This is a genomic window from Streptomyces sp. NPDC058637, from assembly GCF_042717325.1.
Classification (GTDB): domain Bacteria; phylum Actinomycetota; class Actinomycetes; order Streptomycetales; family Streptomycetaceae; genus Streptomyces.
In genome coordinates this window covers 25376-41396 of sequence record NZ_JBHXRD010000002.1, presented here as the reverse complement: position 1 = coordinate 41396, position 16021 = coordinate 25376, and the positions used below count along the sequence as shown (strand labels likewise).

The following is a 16021-nucleotide window of genomic DNA, read 5'->3' as shown; positions in this document are numbered from 1 at the left end:
CATGCTCTCGCATCCTACCGGGGGGCCACCGTCGCCGCCGCCCGCGCCCCCCCCCCCCCCCCGGCGCCGCGGGGCGGCCCGGCCCGCCCCGTGCCCCCACCGCCGCGCGGGAGACCCGGGCGGGCCGCCCGCCGGCTGCGCCGATCGCGGTGCGTGGCCGTTCGAGATGCATGTTCGCCCCGCCGCTGATTCGCTGATCGGGTCAGCTCCCCACAGATCCAGGAGTGATCATGAGCGTTGCAGGTGAGTCCGGCGGCCGTGCGCGGCAGCTGAAGGCCAAGGCGCAGGAACTGAAGGAAGCAGCGGACCGCGCCACGGACCCGGAGCAGCGCCGACGGCTCCAGGACAAGGCCCGCCGTCTGCGGGAGCAGGGCGAGCAGGAGAGCAGCATGCAGGACCGGGGCATGGACCCGATGGTGTAGGTCCCCGATGGTCCGGGGCCTCGCGCCCGCACTCTGCCGGTGGTACTCCCGTGTGCGACGCGTGCGGGAGGATCACCGGCAGAGCCGTGTCCGTCCGCCCCACCGATCCGTACGGAGCCGTACCGCCCATGTCCACCCCCCATGATCCGTACGTCCGGGTACGAGGCGCCCGTGAGCACAACCTCCGCGATGTGGACGTCGACATCCCCAGGGACACGCTCACGGTCTTCACCGGCGTCTCGGGGTCGGGAAAGTCCTCGCTCGCGTTCGGGACGATCTACGCCGAGGCGCAGCGCCGCTACTTCGAGTCCGTCGCCCCCTACGCCCGCCGGCTGATCCATCAGGTCGGGGCTCCCGATGTCGGTGAGATCACCGGTCTGCCGCCGGCGGTGTCCCTGGAACAGCGCCGGTCGGCGCCCGGGTCACGGTCCTCGGTGGGCACCGTGACCACGCTGTCCAACTCGCTGCGCATGCTGTTCTCACGTGCGGGTGACTATCCGGCGGGTGCCGAGCCGCTCGACTCCGACGCCTTCTCGCCGAACACGGCGGCCGGCGCGTGTCCCGAGTGCCACGGTCTGGGGCGGATCCACCGCACCACCGAGGAACTGCTCGTGCCGGACCCTTCGCTGTCGATCAGGGACGGGGCCGTCGCGGCCTGGCCGGGCGCCTGGCAGCGGAAGAACCTGCGCGACGTCCTGGACGCCCTCGGCCACGACGTCGACCGGCCGTGGCGGGAGCTGGACCCGCGGGAACGCGAGTGGATCCTGTTCACCGACGAGCAGCCGGTGGTGACGGTCCATCCGGTCCGCGACGCAGGGCGGATCCAACGCCCCTACCAGGGTACGTACATGAGCGCGCGGCGCTATGTGATGCACACCTTCGCGGATTCCAGGAGCCGTACGCTGCGGGCGAAGGCCGAGCGCTTCCTCACCAGCGCCCCGTGTCCCGTGTGCGACGGCAGCCGGTTGCGGCCGGAGGCGATGGCGGTGACGTTCGCGGGTCGTACGATCGCCGGCCTGACCTCCCTTCCGCTCGCCGCCCTGACCGAGGTGCTCCTGGCCGCGGGCGACCGCAGCGACACGGCACGGGTGCTGACTGCCGATCTGCTGGCGCGCATCGAGCCCGTCACGGAGCTGGGCCTGGGCTATCTCAGCCTCGACCGGACGGCTCCGACCCTGTCCTCGGGCGAACTGCAGCGGCTGCGGCTCGCCACCCAGCTTCGGTCGGGGCTCTTCGGTGTGGTCTACGTGCTGGACGAGCCGTCGGCCGGACTGCACCCCGCCGACACGGCGTCCCTGCTCTCCGTGCTCGGCAGGCTACGTGAGGCGGGGAACTCGGTGTTCGTGGTGGAGCACCAGATGGATGTGGTCCGGCAGGCCGACTGGCTGGTGGACGTGGGTCCGCTGGCGGGTGAGCGCGGGGGCCGGGTGCTGCACAGCGGACCGCCGGACGGCCTCGCCCACGTGGCCGGGTCCGCGACCCGGCGCTTCCTCTTCGACGAGGACCCTGCCCCGGCCCGGGAGCCGCGCACCCCGTCCGGGTGGATCCGGTTGCGCGGGGTCGACCGGCACAATGTGCGCGGGGTCGACGCCGACTTCCCGCTGGGGGTGCTGACGGCGGTCACCGGTGTGTCGGGATCGGGCAAGTCGACGCTGGTCGGCCAGGTCCTGGCGGGTGTGCTGGCCGACCGGCAGGCGGCGGACACTCCGGGGCCGCCCGCGCAGGAGGAGGGCTGCGCGTCGGCGGAGGGGCTTGCGGCGGTGGACCGGCTGGTGCAGGTCGACCAGAAACCCATCGGCCGGACACCCCGGTCGAATCTTGCCACGTACACCGGGCTGTTCGACGTCGTACGGAAGCTGTTCGCGGGCACGGAGACGGCACGTGAGCGGAGCTACCGGGCGGGACGGTTCTCGTTCAACGTGGCGGGCGGGCGGTGCGAGACCTGTCAGGGGGAAGGGTTCGTCTCCGTCGAACTGCTCTTCCTGCCCAGCACGTACGCCCCCTGCCCGGACTGTCACGGTGCGCGCTACAACCCGCCGACGCTGGAGGTCACGCTCCGCGGCCTCACGATCGCCGGGGTGCTGGACCTGACCGTGGAGGCGGCTGCCGCGTTCCTGGCGGGGACACCGGCGGCCGAGCGCAGCCTGCGGGCCCTGCTCGACGTGGGGCTCGGCTATCTGCGGCTGGGGCAGCCCGCGACGGAGCTTTCGGGGGGCGAGGCCCAGCGGATCAAGCTCGCCACCGAACTGCAGCGCACCCGGCGCGGGCACACGCTGTACCTGCTGGACGAGCCGACGACCGGGCTGCACCCGGCCGATGTGGAGGTGCTGATGCGGCAGCTGCACGGCCTGGTGGACGCGGGCGACACGGTGGTGGTCGTGGAGCACGACATGGCCGTGGTGGCGGGCGCCGACCATGTGATCGATCTGGGCCCGGGCGGTGGTGACCGGGGCGGCCGGATCGTCGCGACCGGTACGCCTCGGGAGGTCGCACGGGCGGCGGGGAGCCGCACGGCCGCGTACCTGGCGAAGGCACTGCGGCCGGTCTGACTCCCCGCCGTGAACTCGGGTGCGGTCAGCGGCGCACCTTGCGGGTGGCCCGCAGCCACTCCTTGTTCATCGCGGCGATCGAGGGCAGCGGGATGCCCTTCGGGCACGCCGTGGCACATTCGCCGGTCAGGGTGCAGCCGCCGAAACCCTCCTCGTCCATGGTGGCGACCATGTCGAGCACCCGGGTCTCGCGCTCGGGTGCGCCCTGCGGGAGCACGTTGAGGTGGTTGATCTTCGCCGAGGTGAAGAGCATCGCGGAGCCGTTGGGGCAGGCCGCGACGCAGGCGCCGCAGCCGATGCACTCGGCGTGTTCGAAGGCGAAGTCGGCGTCCGGCTTGGGCACCGGGGTGGCGTGGGCGTCGGGCGCGGTGCCGGTGGGGGCGGAGATGTATCCGCCGGACTGGATGATCCGGTCGAAGGCCGAGCGGTCGACGACGAGGTCCTTGACCACGGGGAACGCGGACGCGCGCCAGGGCTCGATGTCGATCGTGTCGCCGTCCTGGAAGGACCGCATGTGGAGCTGGCAGGTGGTGGTGCGTTCGGGGCCGTGGGCGTCGCCGTTGATGACGAGGCTGCAGGCGCCGCAGATGCCTTCGCGGCAGTCGTGGTCGAAGGCGACGGGCTCGTCCCCGTCGAGGATGAGCTCCTCGTTGAGGGTGTCGAGCATCTCCAGGAAGGACATGTCCTGCGAGATGCCGTCGACTTCGTAGGTGGCCATGGCGCCGGGCGCCTCGGCGTTCTGCTGGCGCCAGACGCGCAGGGTGAGCTTCATGCGTAGCTCCGCTGGGTGGGGTGGACGTACTCGAAGACGAGGTCTTCCTTGTGGAGGACGGGGGCGTCGCCGGTGGAGCTGAACTCCCAGGCGGCGGCGTAGGAGAACTCCTCGTCCCGGCGGGCGGCTTCGCCGTCCGGGGTCTGCGACTCCTCGCGGAAGTGGCCTCCGCAGGATTCGGCGCGGTGCAGGGCGTCGAGGCACATGAGCTCGGCGAGCTCCAGGTAGTCGACGATCCGGTTGGCCTTCTCCAGCGACTGGTTGAACTGTTCGCCGGTGCCGGGCACCTTGATGCGGCGCCAGAACTCCTCGCGGATCCGCGGGATGCGGACCAGGGCCTCGCGCAGTCCCTCCGCGGTGCGGGCCATTCCGCAGAACTCCCACATGAGTTCGCCGATCTCGCGGTGGAAGGAGTCCGGCGTCCGGTCCCCGTCGACGGCGAGGAGCAGGTTGAGCCGGTCCTCGGTCTCGGCGACGGCCTCGGCGACGGCCGGGTGGCCGGCGTCGACGGTCTCGGTGTGCGGATTGCGGGCCAGGTAGTCGTTGATGGTGGACGGCAGGACGAAGTAGCCGTCGGCCAGGCCCTGCATCAGCGCGGAGGCGCCGAGCCGGTTGGCCCCGTGGTCGGAGAAGTTGGCCTCGCCGATCGCGAAGAGGCCGGGGATCGTGGTCTGGAGGTCGTAGTCGACCCAGAGTCCGCCCATCGTGTAGTGCACGGCGGGGTAGATCCGCATGGGGGTCTCGTACGGGTTCTCCGCGGTGATCCGCGCGTACATGTCGAAGAGGTTGCCGTACTTCTCCTCGACCTTGTCCCGGCCCATCCGCTGGACGGCCTCGGTGAAGTCGAGGTAGACGCCCTGCCCGCCGGGCCCGACACCACGGCCCTCGTCGCAGACGTTCTTCGCGGCGCGGGAGGCGATGTCGCGGGGCACGAGGTTGCCGAAGGCAGGGTAGAGGCGCTCCAGGTAGTAGTCGCGCTCCTCCTCGGGGATCTGACCGGCCGGGCGGTCGTCGCCCTTGGCCTTCGGGACCCAGATGCGCCCGTCGTTGCGCAGCGACTCACTCATCAGCGTGAGCTTGGACTGGTGCTCACCGGTGCGGGGGATGCAGGTGGGGTGGATCTGGGTGAAGCAGGGGTTCGCGAAGTATGCGCCGCGGCGGTGGGCACGCCAGATCGCGGTGGCGTTGGAGTTCATCGCGTTCGTCGACAGGTAGAAGACGTTGCCGTAGCCGCCGCTGGCCAGCACGACCGCGTCGGCGAAGTACGTGTCGATCTTCCCGGTGATCAGGTCGCGGGCGACGATGCCCCGGGCCTTCCCGTCGACGACGACCAGGTCGAGCATCTCGGTGCGTGGGTGCAGTTCGACGTTGCCCGCGGCGATCTGGCGGGACAGCGCCTGGTAGGCGCCGAGGAGGAGCTGCTGTCCGGTCTGGCCGCGGGCGTAGAAGGTGCGGGAGACCTGGACGCCGCCGAAGGAGCGGTTGTCGAGGAGGCCGCCGTACTCGCGGGCGAAGGGGACGCCCTGGGCGACGCACTGGTCGATGATCTCGACGGAGATCTCGGCCAGGCGGTGCACGTTGGACTCGCGGGCGCGGAAGTCGCCGCCCTTGACCGTGTCGTAGAAGAGCCGGTGCACGGAGTCGCCGTCGTTGCGGTAGTTCTTCGCCGCGTTGATCCCGCCCTGCGCGGCGACGGAGTGGGCGCGCCGGGGTGAGTCCTGGAAGCAGAACTGGACGACGTGGTAGCCCTGTTCGGCGAGTGTGGCGCCGGCCGATCCGCCGGCCAGGCCGGTGCCGACGACGATGACGGTGTGCTTGCGGCGGTTCGCCGGGTTGACCAGCTTCGCCTGGAAGCGGCGGGTGTCCCAGCGGTCGGCGACGGGGCCCTGAGGTGCCTTGGTGTCGACGACGGGTTCGCCGGTCGCGTAGTTCGTGTAGTCGCTCATGTCAGTTCACCACTCCGGTCATGACGGCCACGGGCACGGAGACGAAGCCCACCGTCAGCACCACCGCCAGGCCGTTGGCGAGGGTCTTCAGCACCCGGTCGCGGGTCGCGTTGCCCACGCCGAGGGTCTGTGCGGCGCTCCAGAACCCGTGCTGGACGTGCAGGCCCATGGCGAGCACCGCGACGATGTAGATGACGTTGCCGTACCAGGTGGAGAAGGTGTCGAGCACGTTCTGGTAGGGGTGCCCGGACTGGAATCCGCCGGTGTGCACGGCGCCGGTCGTCAGGTCCAGGATGTGCCAGACGATGAACAGCGCCAGGATGATGCCGCCCCAGCGCATGGTGCGGGTGGCGTAGCTGGAGCGGGCCTTCCTGTGCACGTACGCGTTCGGGCGCGCCCTGATGTCGCGGCGGCTCAGCTGGTACGCGGAGACGGCGTGCAGGACGACGGCCGCGACGAGCACCAGGCGCACGATCCACAGGGCCCACTCGTAGTGCAGGAAGGGCTCGCCGAGTGTCCGGAGCCAGTGGGCGTAGTGGTTGAACTCGTCGGATCCGAAGAAGATCTTCAGGTTGCCCAGCATGTGGACGACCAGGTAGCCGAGCATGATCAAGCCGCTCACAGCCATGATCGTCTTCTTGCCGACGGACGAGTCCCAGAGCGTACGCGTCATGGACGGCCGTCGGTCCGTCCGCGTTGCCAATGCCATGGACACGACGCTAGGGCCGAAGGGCATCATCAGTCCAAGACATGAAGTGACTCATGTCCATAGGCATTGGCTATGCCGTTCGCTATCGTCGGTTCCATGCACTTCCAGCAGCTCACCTATTTCGTGGCCGTCGCCGAGGCGAGGCACTTCACCCGGGCCGCCGAGGAGGTGCACGTCTCGCAGCCGTCGCTCTCGCAGCAGATCAAGGCGCTGGAGAACGAGCTCGGGGCCGAGCTCTTCAGCCGGGCGCGGGGCAACATCGCGCTCACCGACGCGGGCGAGGCGCTGCTGCCCCTGGCCCGCCGGATCCTGGCGGACGCGGACACGGCACGGCACGAGGTGCAGGAGCTGGTGCAGCTGCGCCGGGGCCGGATCAGGCTCGGTGCCACCCCGAGCGTCTGCACGGGCCTGCTGCCGGACGTGCTGCGCGCCTTCCACGATCTGCACCCGGGCGTCCAGCTCCTGATCGAGGAGGGCGGCTCCCACGACCTCGTACGGGAGCTGGCGCGGGGTGCGCTGGACCTCGCTCTGCTCGTGCTGCCGCTGCCGGCGGCGTCGCCCGCGCTGACCACGGTGGAACTGCTGCAGGAGGACCTGGTGGTGCTGTCGTCGCCTGCCGGGCCGGCGCCGGGCCACGGGGGGACCGTGCGCGTCGCGGACCTCGCGGGCGAGCCCATGGTGATGTTCCGGCACGGCTACGACCTGCGGGAGCTGACCGTGGCCGCCTGCCGTGCGGAGGGCTTCGATCCGTCGTTCACCGTGGAGGGCGGGGAGATGGACGCCGTACTGGGCTTCGTACGCGCGGGCCTCGGGGTCGCCGTGGTGCCCCGCATGGTCGCCGTACGGGCGGGTCAGGACCTGCGGACGACCCCCCTGGCACCACCCGGCCTGCGACGCACGATCGCGCTCGCGCACCGGACCGACGTGGCACCACCGCGGGCGGCACGCGAACTGCAGCGGATGCTCCTCGCGAACGGACCGGACCGGCGGGACCGGCGGGCCCCGCGGGACGGGCCGCACGGACTGGACCGGCAGGACGGCGGGAACCCGTCGGCCCGCCCCTAGCCGCGCCCCGCGGCCTCGACCTCCGGACCGCCCCACCCCGCGGCCTCGACCGCCGGACCGACGCGCGGCCCGTCCTGCGGTCGAGGCCGGGGCCTGTCAGACCGCGTCCGCCAGCAGCAGCGCGTGGATCCGGTCCGGCGCCCCCGGACGGGCGTAGTACCAGCCCTGGGCCGTGTCGCAGCCGAGCTGCTTCAGCTGCTCCGCCTGCGCCCCGGTCTCCACGCCCTCCACCGTGACCGCGAGGTCCAGGCTGTGGGCGAGCGAGACGATGCCCTCGACGATCTTCATGTCGACCGGGTCGGCCGGGTGATGCTGCATGCCCTGGGTGAAGGAACGATCCAGCTTGAGCACGCTCACCGGAAGCCGGCGCAGGTTCGCCAGATTCGAGTAGCCGGTGCCGAAGTCGTCGAGGGCGATGTCCACGCCCATCTCGGCCAGTTGACGCAGCGGCTTGAGCAGATCGTCGTCGGCGCCGATCAGCGCGGACTCGGTGACCTCCAGGCAGAGTGCCCCCGGTTCGAGCCCGGAGCGTTCCAGCACGTCGACGGTCTCGGCGACCAGCCGTGGGTGGTGCAGTTGCGTCGGCGAGAGGTTGACGTTGATCCGCAGGGGCCCGCCGTCGGTGTGCCGCTCCTGCCAGAAGTTGGCCTGCCGTACGGACTCCTCCAGCACCCAGCGGCCGAGCGGCACGATCAGCCCGGTGTGCTCGGCGAGCGGAATGAACCGGTCGGGCCCGAGCACGCCGTGCTGCGGGTGGCACCAGCGCACCAGCGCCTCCGCACCGTGCACGCTGCCGTCGCCGAGGTGCACCAGCGGCTGGTACTCGATGAAGAACTCGCCCCGGTCCAGCGCCGCGGGCAGCGCCGTCGTCAGCCCGTGCCGGGTGATGGCGCGGGCGTCCGCCTCGGCGTCGGCGAGCGCGAAGCGGTTGCCGCCCGCCGCCTTGGCCCGGTACATCGTGATGTCGGCGCTGCGCAGCACCTCCGCGGCGGTGCGCTCACCCGAGGGCCCTTCGACGACGCCGATGGATCCGCGTACGGTCAGCTCCCGGCCGTCGAGGCGGATGGGGGTGGCGAGCGCCGAGAGGATGCGGCCTGCGAGTTCGTCGACCTCCTCCTCGGTCCGCGGGCCGGTCGTGAGGGCGACGAACTCGTCACCGCCGAGCCGGGCGACCATCTCGCCGGGTGCGGTCGCACAGCTCTGCAGCCGGTCGGCGACCTCGACAAGGAGCCGGTCGCCCGCCGCGTGCCCCAGGCTGTCGTTGATCGCCTTGAAGCCGTCGAGGTCGAGGTAGCAGAGCCCGAACCGCATGCCCTCCTTGTGGGCGAGGGCCTTCTCCAGACGTTCGAAGAAGAGGGTCCGGTTGGGCAGTCCGGTGAGGGCGTCGTGCGTGGCCTCGTAGCGCAGCCGGAGGTTGAGCAGCCGCCGCTCGGTGGTGTCCTCCATGAGGGCCAGCTGGTACTCCGGCCTGCCCTCCGGGTCACGCAGCAGCGAGACCGTGAGGTTGGTCCACAGCACGGTGCCGTCGTTGCGGTAGTACGGCTTCTCCACGCTGTAGTGCTCGCGTTCGCCCCGCACCAGCTCGTTGTAGTACTTCCATACGTGCGGCGAGTCCTCGGGGTGGACCCACTCGTTCACCTTGTGGCTGCGTACGTGGTTCTCCAGGCCGCCGAACATGAGGGTGAGGGTGTCGTTGATCTCCAGGATGTTGCCTTCGAGGTCGGCGATGCCGATGCCGATGGCGGCGTCCTTGAACACGGCGCGGAAGCGCGCCTCCGTCGCGTGCAGGGCCTGCTCCGCGTTCGATCGGGCGGTGAGCGCCGACCGGGCGATCGCCTCCTGCTCCGCGAGGGTCCGCTCGCGCAGCGCCTGGGTGAACCCGCCGGCGAACGCGTGCTGGATGCGCGCGCAACGGGCGCGGCTGTCCTCGGTCGACAGCTCCACCGGCCCGTTGCCACCGCAGTACAGCACCAGGTACGAGTCGACGACACCCAGCGTGGAGCTGAGCGCGTCGGGATCGGTGCAGTGCGCGTCGACGAGCGCGGCGCCCACCCGCTGGGCCGACGTCGCGTCGAAGGGCCGCGCGTGCAGGATCACGCTGAGCTCCCGGGCCATCGGCAGCAGGTGCTGCTCGAATTCCGGGCGGGTCATCGAGGTGGCCGTGGACGGGAAGATCGCCCGGCTCCAGATGGTGGCGAATCTCCGGAGCCGGCCCTCGGGCCCGTCCGGTTCCGCGTCCGGCGCACCGGACGCCTGGGCGGGAATGCTCACGCCTTGCGTCCAACCCCGGCGAAGCCCGAGAAGGCGAAGGGGTCTTCCTGTGTCCGCGAACCGGGGGACTCGGGACGCCAGTCGGGCATCGAGACGAGTCCGGGCTCGATCATGTCGAAGCCGGTGAAGAAGCGGCTGATCTCCTGGCGCGACCGCATGATGAGCGGGTTGCGGATGGTGCGGTAGACGCCGACGGTGCCTCCCGCCTCCTCCTGGGAGAGCGGGATCCCCTCGTACGAGGCGTGGGTGAGGACGAGCAGGCTGCCGGGGGCCAGCGCCTCGTGCAGCGTGGCGACCGCGCCGTACGGGTCGTCGGTGTCCTCGATGAAGTGGAGGACCGCCACGAGCAGCAGGGCCACCGGCTTGTCCAGGTCGATGAGCGCGCGGATCTCCGGGTTCTCGAGGATCCCCTCGGGCTTGCGCAGATCCGCGGCGGCCACCACGGCCCGCTCGTTGCCCGTCAGTACGGCCTGGCTGTGCGCGACGGCGACCGGGTCGTGGTCGACGTAGGCGATCCTGGCCTCCGGGTCGTCCGCCTGGGCGACCTCGTGGACATTGCCGAACGTCGGTATGCCCGATCCGATGTCCAGGAACTGTCTGATACCCGAAGCGGTGGCGTAGTGCACGGCCCGTCGCATAAAGGCGCGATTCGCCTGCATGATCTTGGGAAGCCCCGGCATGAACTCCATGGCCTTGCGGGCCGCTTCCCGGTCCACCTCGAAATTGTGCGAACCGCCCAGATAGAAGTCGTACATGCGAGACACGCTCGGCACCGAGATGTCTATGCCCTGCGGTGCCCAGGAGGGACGCTCCATCGATGTCTCCAACAAGTCGCCACGGCGATCCGGCCATGTTCATGGTCAGTGTTGACCAGAGGCTACTGATCGACCGCCAAGAGAGCGAGTGGAAACGGAAATTAGAGATCCGTTATTGGTCACACACCGGTGGCATGTGCACCGGTCCGTCGCTGCGCGTGAACCTTCGGCGACGGACCGGTACAGCGAAGCGACCTCGGTACTACTTGGAGGCTCCGACCAGTTTCGCGTCGGGTGACACCGCGTACCATGTGCCCCCGACCCCTTGGCCGTTGGTGTCTCCGGGCTCGGCGTCACCGGAGTAGGTGTAGATCGGCCAGCAGTCGACCGACTGCTGCCGGATACCGTCCGGGCGGTCGAAGGTGGTGAATCCCTTGGTGGTGACACCCCCGACATCATTCTTCTGCACGGGACTGACGACGGGCCACTTCTTGAGGCAGTCTCCGGTGCACGCCGACTTCATCGGCCAGGCCGAGTCCTTCGTGAAGCGGTAAACCGTCATGCCCCGCTTGTCGACGACGATGTCTCCGAGTTCCGGGTCCTTACGGACGGAAAGTCCGGCGAGATCGGCCGGTTCCGCACCCGCGGGGCCGTCCGCGTTCACCGCCGCCTTTTTTCCGTCGGGGGCCGAGGCGAACCATGTACCCCCGACACCCTGCCCGGTGGCGTCCCCCGGACGCGTGTCCTTGGCGTACCGGTACATCGGCCATCCCCCGACGGTCAGCTGCTCGGTGCCGTCGGCCCTGGTGACCTCGCCCAGCAGCGCGGCGTCGCTGCCCGCCGCGGCCGTGGCGTCGTCGGCTGGCACCACCGGCCAGGCGCTCGCACAGTCGCCTTCGCAATTCGATTTCGGCGGGTCGGCCGTGTCCTTGTCGAAGCGGTAGAGCGTGAAGCCGGCGCTGTCGGTGAGCACCTTGCCCAGCTTCTTGCTGTCCCACACCGCGAGCTGACCGGCCGACTTCGGTGCGGACGCGTCGGCCCCCGTGCCGGAGCCGTAGCCGGTGTCCGAGCCGTAGCCGCTGCCGGCCGGCTGCTGGGCGGGGGCCGCGTTGCCCACGGCCTGGCCGTTGGGGGACGAGCTGCCGTTCTCCTGACCGCACGCCGTCGTCAGCGTCAACAGGGCCGCGGCCGTCACCGCGAGCGAGGCGTTCCGCCAGGTATTCATGTCGACTCCCGTTGTCCTTCTGCCGGTTGCGACGCGAGTCCGCGCCTTTCATGGCCTAGGTACGGACGGCCGGTGGCCCCGCGTTCAATACGTCACCGAGAAAGTTTCTCCGGCCGTAAACGCGAATCGCCGAATGTCCCCACCATCGGGCGAATCACCCCTTTGCCCGGCGTGTCCCCGGCCGCGAGGGAACATGCTCCCCGGCGTGTACGGATCACGCATGGCACGGCTCACGGCCGCCGCCGCTCTGCTCTGGCTCTTCGCCCTGCCGGTGCCGGCGACCGGTGACGACTGCGCGGTCGCCTCCATCGGACAGGGGGACGGCGGCTCGTCCGTCGCCGTGTCGGGCGACGGCGGGTGCAAGGCCGTCATCGACGAGCCGGCGCCCGCTCCGCCCCCGCCACCGGCCCCGCCCAAGCCCGAGCCGCCCCCGCCCCCTCCGCCGCCTCCGGACCCCCCTCCGCCGCCTCCCCCGCCACCTCCGCCGCCGCCTCCTCCACCCCCCGCACCGCCCGAACCGGAACCCGAACCGGAACCGGATCCCGCGCCACCGCCGCCCGAGGCGCGGGCGACCCCGCCCGGGCCCACACCCGTGGCGCTCCCCGCCTACCGGAATACGGCCCGCAAGGCACCCCGGGCCGGCCCTTCGCTGGTCTCACTCACCCTGGTCGTCACCGCACCGGCCGTCTTCGCGGTGGCCGTCCTGCGGCCCCGCTCGTCCCGCTGATCACCGAAGGGAACACATGTCGGAATGGCTTGTTCTGACCATCGCGATGGCCTCGGCCTGTGCCGTCGTCATCACGATCGCCGTCCTCAACAACCGTCGCATCGGGGAGGACGACGACCCCTCCGAGACGCCCGATGTCATCGAGTACATGACGATGATGATCGGCGTGGTGTACGCGATCGTGCTCGGTCTCGCCATCGCGGGCGTCTGGGAGGGCCGCAGCGCCGCCCAGGAGTCGGTCCGCATGGAGGCCCAGGCCCTGCACGAGGTGAGCGCGCGGTCCGCCGTCTACCCGGCCGAGGTCCGCGACCGCATCCGGGCCGATGTCGACGCCTACGTCACCTATGTCGTCACGGACGAGTGGAAGGCCATGATGGACCACGGCGCCCTCACGGCGGAGGGCACCAGGCTCCTGGACCGGCTGCGGGCCGACGTCACGCGGTACGAGCCGCAGACGGACCACGAGGGGCAGGCCTACCAGCCGCTGGTGGACCAGGTGGCCGCCGTCGACGACGCACGCGGCTCACGGGGCCAGAACGCGGGCGCGACCATGCCCGGGGTCGTCTGGTTCGGCCTGATCACCGGAGCGCTGGTCACGGTCGGGCTGATCTTCACACTCCAGATCCGCAGAACCTTCCGTGAACTGCTGCTCGCAGGACTCTTCAGCGTGCTGATCGCCTTCCTGCTCTTCCTGATCTGGAACTTCGACGCCCCGTTCGGCCGGGGCATCTCGGCGACCACCGCTCCCTTCGTCGATCTGTTCCCGCACGCGACGGGAGGTTAGGGCCTCTCGTTCGGATCATGCCGGGCTCGCGGGGCCGGCACGCGCCCCCCGAACTCTCGGCTGCGCACGGGCGGGGAGGCACCCCTCCGGCGTTGCGTCGGTCTTCCCCGAACTCTCGGCTGCGCACGGGCGGGGGAGGACCCGACCGCTCCGCGTGGGCTCCTTCCCGCACCGTGCAGCCGCACGCACCGGGCCCCGCTCCCTGACCCGGCCTGATCCGACCAAAGACCTCAGGAGGACTCCCCCGGCCGGTGAGCCGGCCGGGGGACAAGGCTGCCCCATTCGCCTGACCCCGATCGCGGGTGGTATGCGGCACTTCTAGCGTTTCGGGCATCGAGGTGCATTTCCCATGCCGTGCGGAAATCCGTTCCGCGGCTGCTCCTCGGGGACCCGGAGGATCCACCATGCGCGCGATACGTGTCGCACCCGCCGCCCTGCTGGGCGCCGCCGCTTGTGTCCTGATGGCACCGGCCGCATCGGCCCACGTGCTCACCGGCGGCACGTCCACCTTCACGCCGACCATCACTCCGTCGACGGTCGCGCCGGGGGGTCGGGTCACTCTCGGCGCCGTGGGGTGCACGAGCGACGCGACCGCCTTCTCGGGCGTGTTCGACACGGTCACCATCCCGAGGGGAAGGTCGGCCACCGCCACGGTCGACTGGGACGCCAAGCGCGGTTCCGTCTACGAGGTGACCTTCCGCTGCGGCAACACCACGCGGACGGCCGACCTGTCCATCACGAGCGGGGCCACCGCCTCCCCCACGACCGTTCCCACCACAGCCCCCACCACCAGCTCCACCGCGACCCCCAGCGGTGTGCTGGGAGGGCTCGGCGGCAGTGTCGACACCATGGACCCCGGCGAGATCGCCGCCGGTTCCGCCCTGGTGACGACCGCCGCGGCCGGCGCCTTCTACGTACTGCGCAAGCGGCGCACCGGCCGTCAGCACTGACGGTCCGGCACACCACACAAGCGCTGACGGCCCTGCACGCCACGCACGACAGTCGCCCCGGGTCCTGGTCCAGGACTCGGGGCGACGGGCGTATCGGGCCGGGCGGGGTGTTCGACGCGTCAGCCGGTCGCATCGCTCATCCGGCGCCGGACGATGAAGACGGCACCGCCGACGGCTGCCGCGGCGGCAAGACCGCCTCCGACCTGCATCTCGACGGAGCTCGGGCCCATGGAGCCGCCGAGACCGCCCTGTGCGCCCCGGCTGGGGAGCACGGTGAACCGGGCCGTCGCGACCGAGTCGGCCTCGTCACCGCGGTTGCCGCGGTCGCCGCCGTTGCCGCCGTTGCCGCCGTTGCCTCCGTTCCCGCCGTCACCTCCGTTGCCGCCACCGAAGTTGTTGTCGCTCTCGTTGCACTTCACGGACAGGCTGTACTGACCGGGCGTCGCGTTGTCCCGGATGTGGGCGGTGGCGTAGCCGACCCGGCCCGGTGAGAGGTTCACCGTCGGGAACGCGTTCGACCAGACCTTGCCGCCGGCGCGGCCGCAGCCCTCGGCACTGACCTGCATGGTGGCGCCCTGGTGCACCGAGGACGGGTTGACGGTGACGTTGGTGGGAGCAGTGTTGTTCGGGCTGCCCGGGCCACCGCCCGCGGCGGCCGTCGGCGCGGCGAGACCGACCGCCGCGAATGCGGTCGCGGTCACCGCGAGAACGCGTGAAGCACGCATCTTTGAACCTCCGGCGGGAAGCGCCCCGGAGTCTTGTCCTCCGGGATCAGTCGACGAGAACGCGTCCCATGACGAACCCTCACCAGAGACCGGCGTTGTCGCACTTCGGCACTGCTCCACCCCGGTGAGCCGACACGCCGGACGACGGCTCCGGAATCTGACGGAGCCGCAGGTCACGGACCGTCAGAAGTTTTATCCGCTCATTACTCCGAAGAGAAGTCGGCTCCGGCGCCGGGCCGGTGGCCGCCACCCGTTCGCCCTTCCCTGATCGCCCCCGCCCCCACCCCCATCTAGCGTGTGCGATGTCGCGACGAAGGGAGAACCATGGGCCGGGACCAGTGGGGCACCGAACGGGGCAGACGCACACCGTGGGGCGCGATCGCCCTGGTGATGCTCACCGGACTCGCTCTCATGCGCAATGGTGTGGAGACCTCCCCCGGACCGCCGCAGCCCGCGGCCGCGGCCTCGGTGGCCGGTCCCCGGGACGCGGCGGAGGCCGGCCCCGTCGAGGGTGAGCCGGTCCAGCCGCTCGCGTACGCTCCCGCCGCCCGCGTGCGGATTCCGTCGATCCAGGTCGACGCGCCCATGATCGACGTGAACCTGGACCCGGCGGGCTGGATCGAGGCACCTCCCGCGCAGGACCCGAACCTCGCGGGCTGGTACCAGAACGGCATCTCCCCGGGCCAGCGCGGGACGGCGGTGGTGGTCGGCCACGTCGACAACCTGTCCGGTCCCGCGGTCTTCTACGGTCTGGGATCCCTCCAGAAGGGCCGGCGCGTCGAGGTGTCCCGCTACGACGGCCGCATCGCGGTGTTCGAGATCTACGGGGTCGAGGTGTTCTCCAAGAACGACTTCCCCGGTGCCCGGGTGTACGGCGACACCGGGTACTCCGAGCTCAGGGTCATCACCTGCGGCGGCGGCTACTCACAGGCCGACGGCTACGACGGGAACGTGGTCGTCTTCGCCCGGCTCGTCGAGACGCGCTGAGGGAGCTTTCCGACAACGCGGCGAGGTGCCGTGGCTGTCGTCGTGCGCCCGCCAGAAGTCACGGGACTGCCCTTGGCCGCGACGGATCCCGGTGGGCCCGGCGAGCGTGTGTGGCGCGCCCGGGCGCGTCGGGT

General features: G+C 70.9%; 14 protein-coding genes. 7 read left to right on the top strand and 7 right to left on the bottom strand.

What is annotated here, in order from left to right:
- Positions 1-230: 230 nt before the first annotated feature.
- Together ACFWVP_RS02315 and ACFWVP_RS02310 are read left to right on the top strand one after the other, a co-directional pair.
- On the top strand, positions 231-422 hold the full coding sequence (locus ACFWVP_RS02315; RefSeq protein WP_384493053.1) for a DUF6381 family protein: 192 nt from the start codon (positions 231-233) through the stop codon (positions 420-422).
- Positions 423-550: 128 nt separating this feature from the next.
- On the top strand, positions 551-2971 hold the full coding sequence (locus ACFWVP_RS02310; protein WP_384493052.1) for an ABC transporter: 2421 nt from the start codon (positions 551-553) through the stop codon (positions 2969-2971).
- A gap of 25 nt (positions 2972-2996) precedes the next feature.
- Here ACFWVP_RS02310 and ACFWVP_RS02305 read toward each other — a convergent pair whose 3' ends face one another.
- From ACFWVP_RS02305 to ACFWVP_RS02295, 3 genes are read right to left on the bottom strand one after another with little or no spacing between them, the layout of a single operon-like run.
- A complete protein-coding gene (locus ACFWVP_RS02305; RefSeq protein WP_384493051.1) occupies positions 2997-3743 on the bottom strand; it encodes a succinate dehydrogenase/fumarate reductase iron-sulfur subunit in 747 nt (248 codons plus the stop codon).
- Entirely contained in the window at positions 3740-5689 is a 1950-nt protein-coding gene (locus tag ACFWVP_RS02300) for a fumarate reductase/succinate dehydrogenase flavoprotein subunit (protein ID WP_384493050.1), read from the bottom strand. Before ACFWVP_RS02300 ends, ACFWVP_RS02305 begins: the two co-directional genes overlap by 4 nt.
- A 1-nt stretch (position 5690) precedes the next feature.
- Positions 5691-6398: a succinate dehydrogenase gene (locus tag ACFWVP_RS02295; RefSeq protein ID WP_384493049.1), complete on the bottom strand. Its 708-nt coding sequence runs from the start codon at positions 6396-6398 to the stop codon at positions 5691-5693.
- Positions 6399-6494: 96 nt separating this feature from the next.
- Between ACFWVP_RS02295 and ACFWVP_RS02290 the strand changes: the two genes are divergently transcribed.
- Positions 6495-7463 carry a LysR family transcriptional regulator gene (locus ACFWVP_RS02290; protein ID WP_384493292.1) on the top strand — a complete coding sequence of 323 codons (969 nt, stop codon included), beginning with the start codon at positions 6495-6497 and terminating at the stop codon, positions 7461-7463.
- Positions 7464-7559: 96 nt separating this feature from the next.
- On the opposite strand, the gene ACFWVP_RS02285 is transcribed toward ACFWVP_RS02290, so the two are convergent.
- The 3 genes from ACFWVP_RS02285 to ACFWVP_RS02275 form a co-directional block, all read right to left on the bottom strand.
- A complete protein-coding gene (locus tag ACFWVP_RS02285) occupies positions 7560-9734 on the bottom strand; it encodes a putative bifunctional diguanylate cyclase/phosphodiesterase (protein WP_384493048.1) in 2175 nt (724 codons plus the stop codon).
- Positions 9731-10549 carry an SAM-dependent methyltransferase gene (locus ACFWVP_RS02280; RefSeq protein WP_384493047.1) on the bottom strand — a complete coding sequence of 273 codons (819 nt, stop codon included), beginning with the start codon at positions 10547-10549 and terminating at the stop codon, positions 9731-9733. The genes ACFWVP_RS02285 and ACFWVP_RS02280 overlap by 4 nt, the downstream gene beginning before the upstream one ends.
- Before the next feature lie 202 nt (positions 10550-10751).
- Positions 10752-11714, bottom strand: a complete 963-nt coding sequence (locus ACFWVP_RS02275; RefSeq protein WP_384493046.1) for an SCO0930 family lipoprotein — start codon at positions 11712-11714, stop codon at positions 10752-10754.
- A 220-nt stretch (positions 11715-11934) separates the two neighbouring features.
- On the opposite strand from ACFWVP_RS02275, the gene ACFWVP_RS02270 reads away from it, so the two are divergent.
- The 3 genes from ACFWVP_RS02270 to ACFWVP_RS02260 all read left to right on the top strand — a co-directional run bounded on the left by ACFWVP_RS02270 (position 11935) and on the right by ACFWVP_RS02260 (position 14175).
- The gene (locus tag ACFWVP_RS02270; protein ID WP_384493045.1) at positions 11935-12441 is read left to right on the top strand and encodes a hypothetical protein; all 507 of its coding nucleotides are present in this window, start codon (positions 11935-11937) and stop codon (positions 12439-12441) included.
- Positions 12442-12457: 16 nt separating this feature from the next.
- Positions 12458-13225, top strand: a complete 768-nt coding sequence (locus tag ACFWVP_RS02265) for a DUF4239 domain-containing protein (protein ID WP_384493044.1) — start codon at positions 12458-12460, stop codon at positions 13223-13225.
- 404 nt (positions 13226-13629) lie between these two features.
- Positions 13630-14175, top strand: a complete 546-nt coding sequence (locus ACFWVP_RS02260) for a hypothetical protein (RefSeq protein WP_384493043.1) — start codon at positions 13630-13632, stop codon at positions 14173-14175.
- Positions 14176-14294: 119 nt separating this feature from the next.
- Here ACFWVP_RS02260 and ACFWVP_RS02255 read toward each other — a convergent pair whose 3' ends face one another.
- Positions 14295-14900, bottom strand: coding sequence for a hypothetical protein (locus ACFWVP_RS02255; RefSeq protein WP_384493042.1), 606 nt, complete (start codon positions 14898-14900; stop codon positions 14295-14297).
- Between the two features lie 324 nt (positions 14901-15224).
- On the opposite strand from ACFWVP_RS02255, the gene ACFWVP_RS02250 reads away from it, so the two are divergent.
- Positions 15225-15887, top strand: coding sequence for a class F sortase (locus ACFWVP_RS02250; RefSeq protein ID WP_384493041.1), 663 nt, complete (start codon positions 15225-15227; stop codon positions 15885-15887).
- Positions 15888-16021 lie beyond the last annotated feature (134 nt).

Coding starts and splice junctions, on each gene's coding strand:
- ACFWVP_RS02315 (WP_384493053.1), top strand. CDS start 231: ATGAGCGTTGCAGGTGAGTCCGGCGGCCGTGCGCGGCAGCTGAAGGCC.
- ACFWVP_RS02310 (WP_384493052.1), top strand. CDS start 551: ATGTCCACCCCCCATGATCCGTACGTCCGGGTACGAGGCGCCCGTGAG.
- ACFWVP_RS02305 (WP_384493051.1), bottom strand. CDS start 3,743: ATGAAGCTCACCCTGCGCGTCTGGCGCCAGCAGAACGCCGAGGCGCCC.
- ACFWVP_RS02300 (WP_384493050.1), bottom strand. CDS start 5,689: ATGAGCGACTACACGAACTACGCGACCGGCGAACCCGTCGTCGACACC.
- ACFWVP_RS02295 (WP_384493049.1), bottom strand. CDS start 6,398: ATGGCATTGGCAACGCGGACGGACCGACGGCCGTCCATGACGCGTACG.
- ACFWVP_RS02290 (WP_384493292.1), top strand. CDS start 6,495: ATGCACTTCCAGCAGCTCACCTATTTCGTGGCCGTCGCCGAGGCGAGG.
- ACFWVP_RS02280 (WP_384493047.1), bottom strand. CDS start 10,549: ATGGAGCGTCCCTCCTGGGCACCGCAGGGCATAGACATCTCGGTGCCG.
- ACFWVP_RS02275 (WP_384493046.1), bottom strand. CDS start 11,714: ATGAATACCTGGCGGAACGCCTCGCTCGCGGTGACGGCCGCGGCCCTG.
- ACFWVP_RS02270 (WP_384493045.1), top strand. CDS start 11,935: ATGGCACGGCTCACGGCCGCCGCCGCTCTGCTCTGGCTCTTCGCCCTG.
- ACFWVP_RS02265 (WP_384493044.1), top strand. CDS start 12,458: ATGTCGGAATGGCTTGTTCTGACCATCGCGATGGCCTCGGCCTGTGCC.
- ACFWVP_RS02260 (WP_384493043.1), top strand. CDS start 13,630: ATGCGCGCGATACGTGTCGCACCCGCCGCCCTGCTGGGCGCCGCCGCT.
- ACFWVP_RS02255 (WP_384493042.1), bottom strand. CDS start 14,900: ATGCGTGCTTCACGCGTTCTCGCGGTGACCGCGACCGCATTCGCGGCG.
- ACFWVP_RS02250 (WP_384493041.1), top strand. CDS start 15,225: ATGGGCCGGGACCAGTGGGGCACCGAACGGGGCAGACGCACACCGTGG.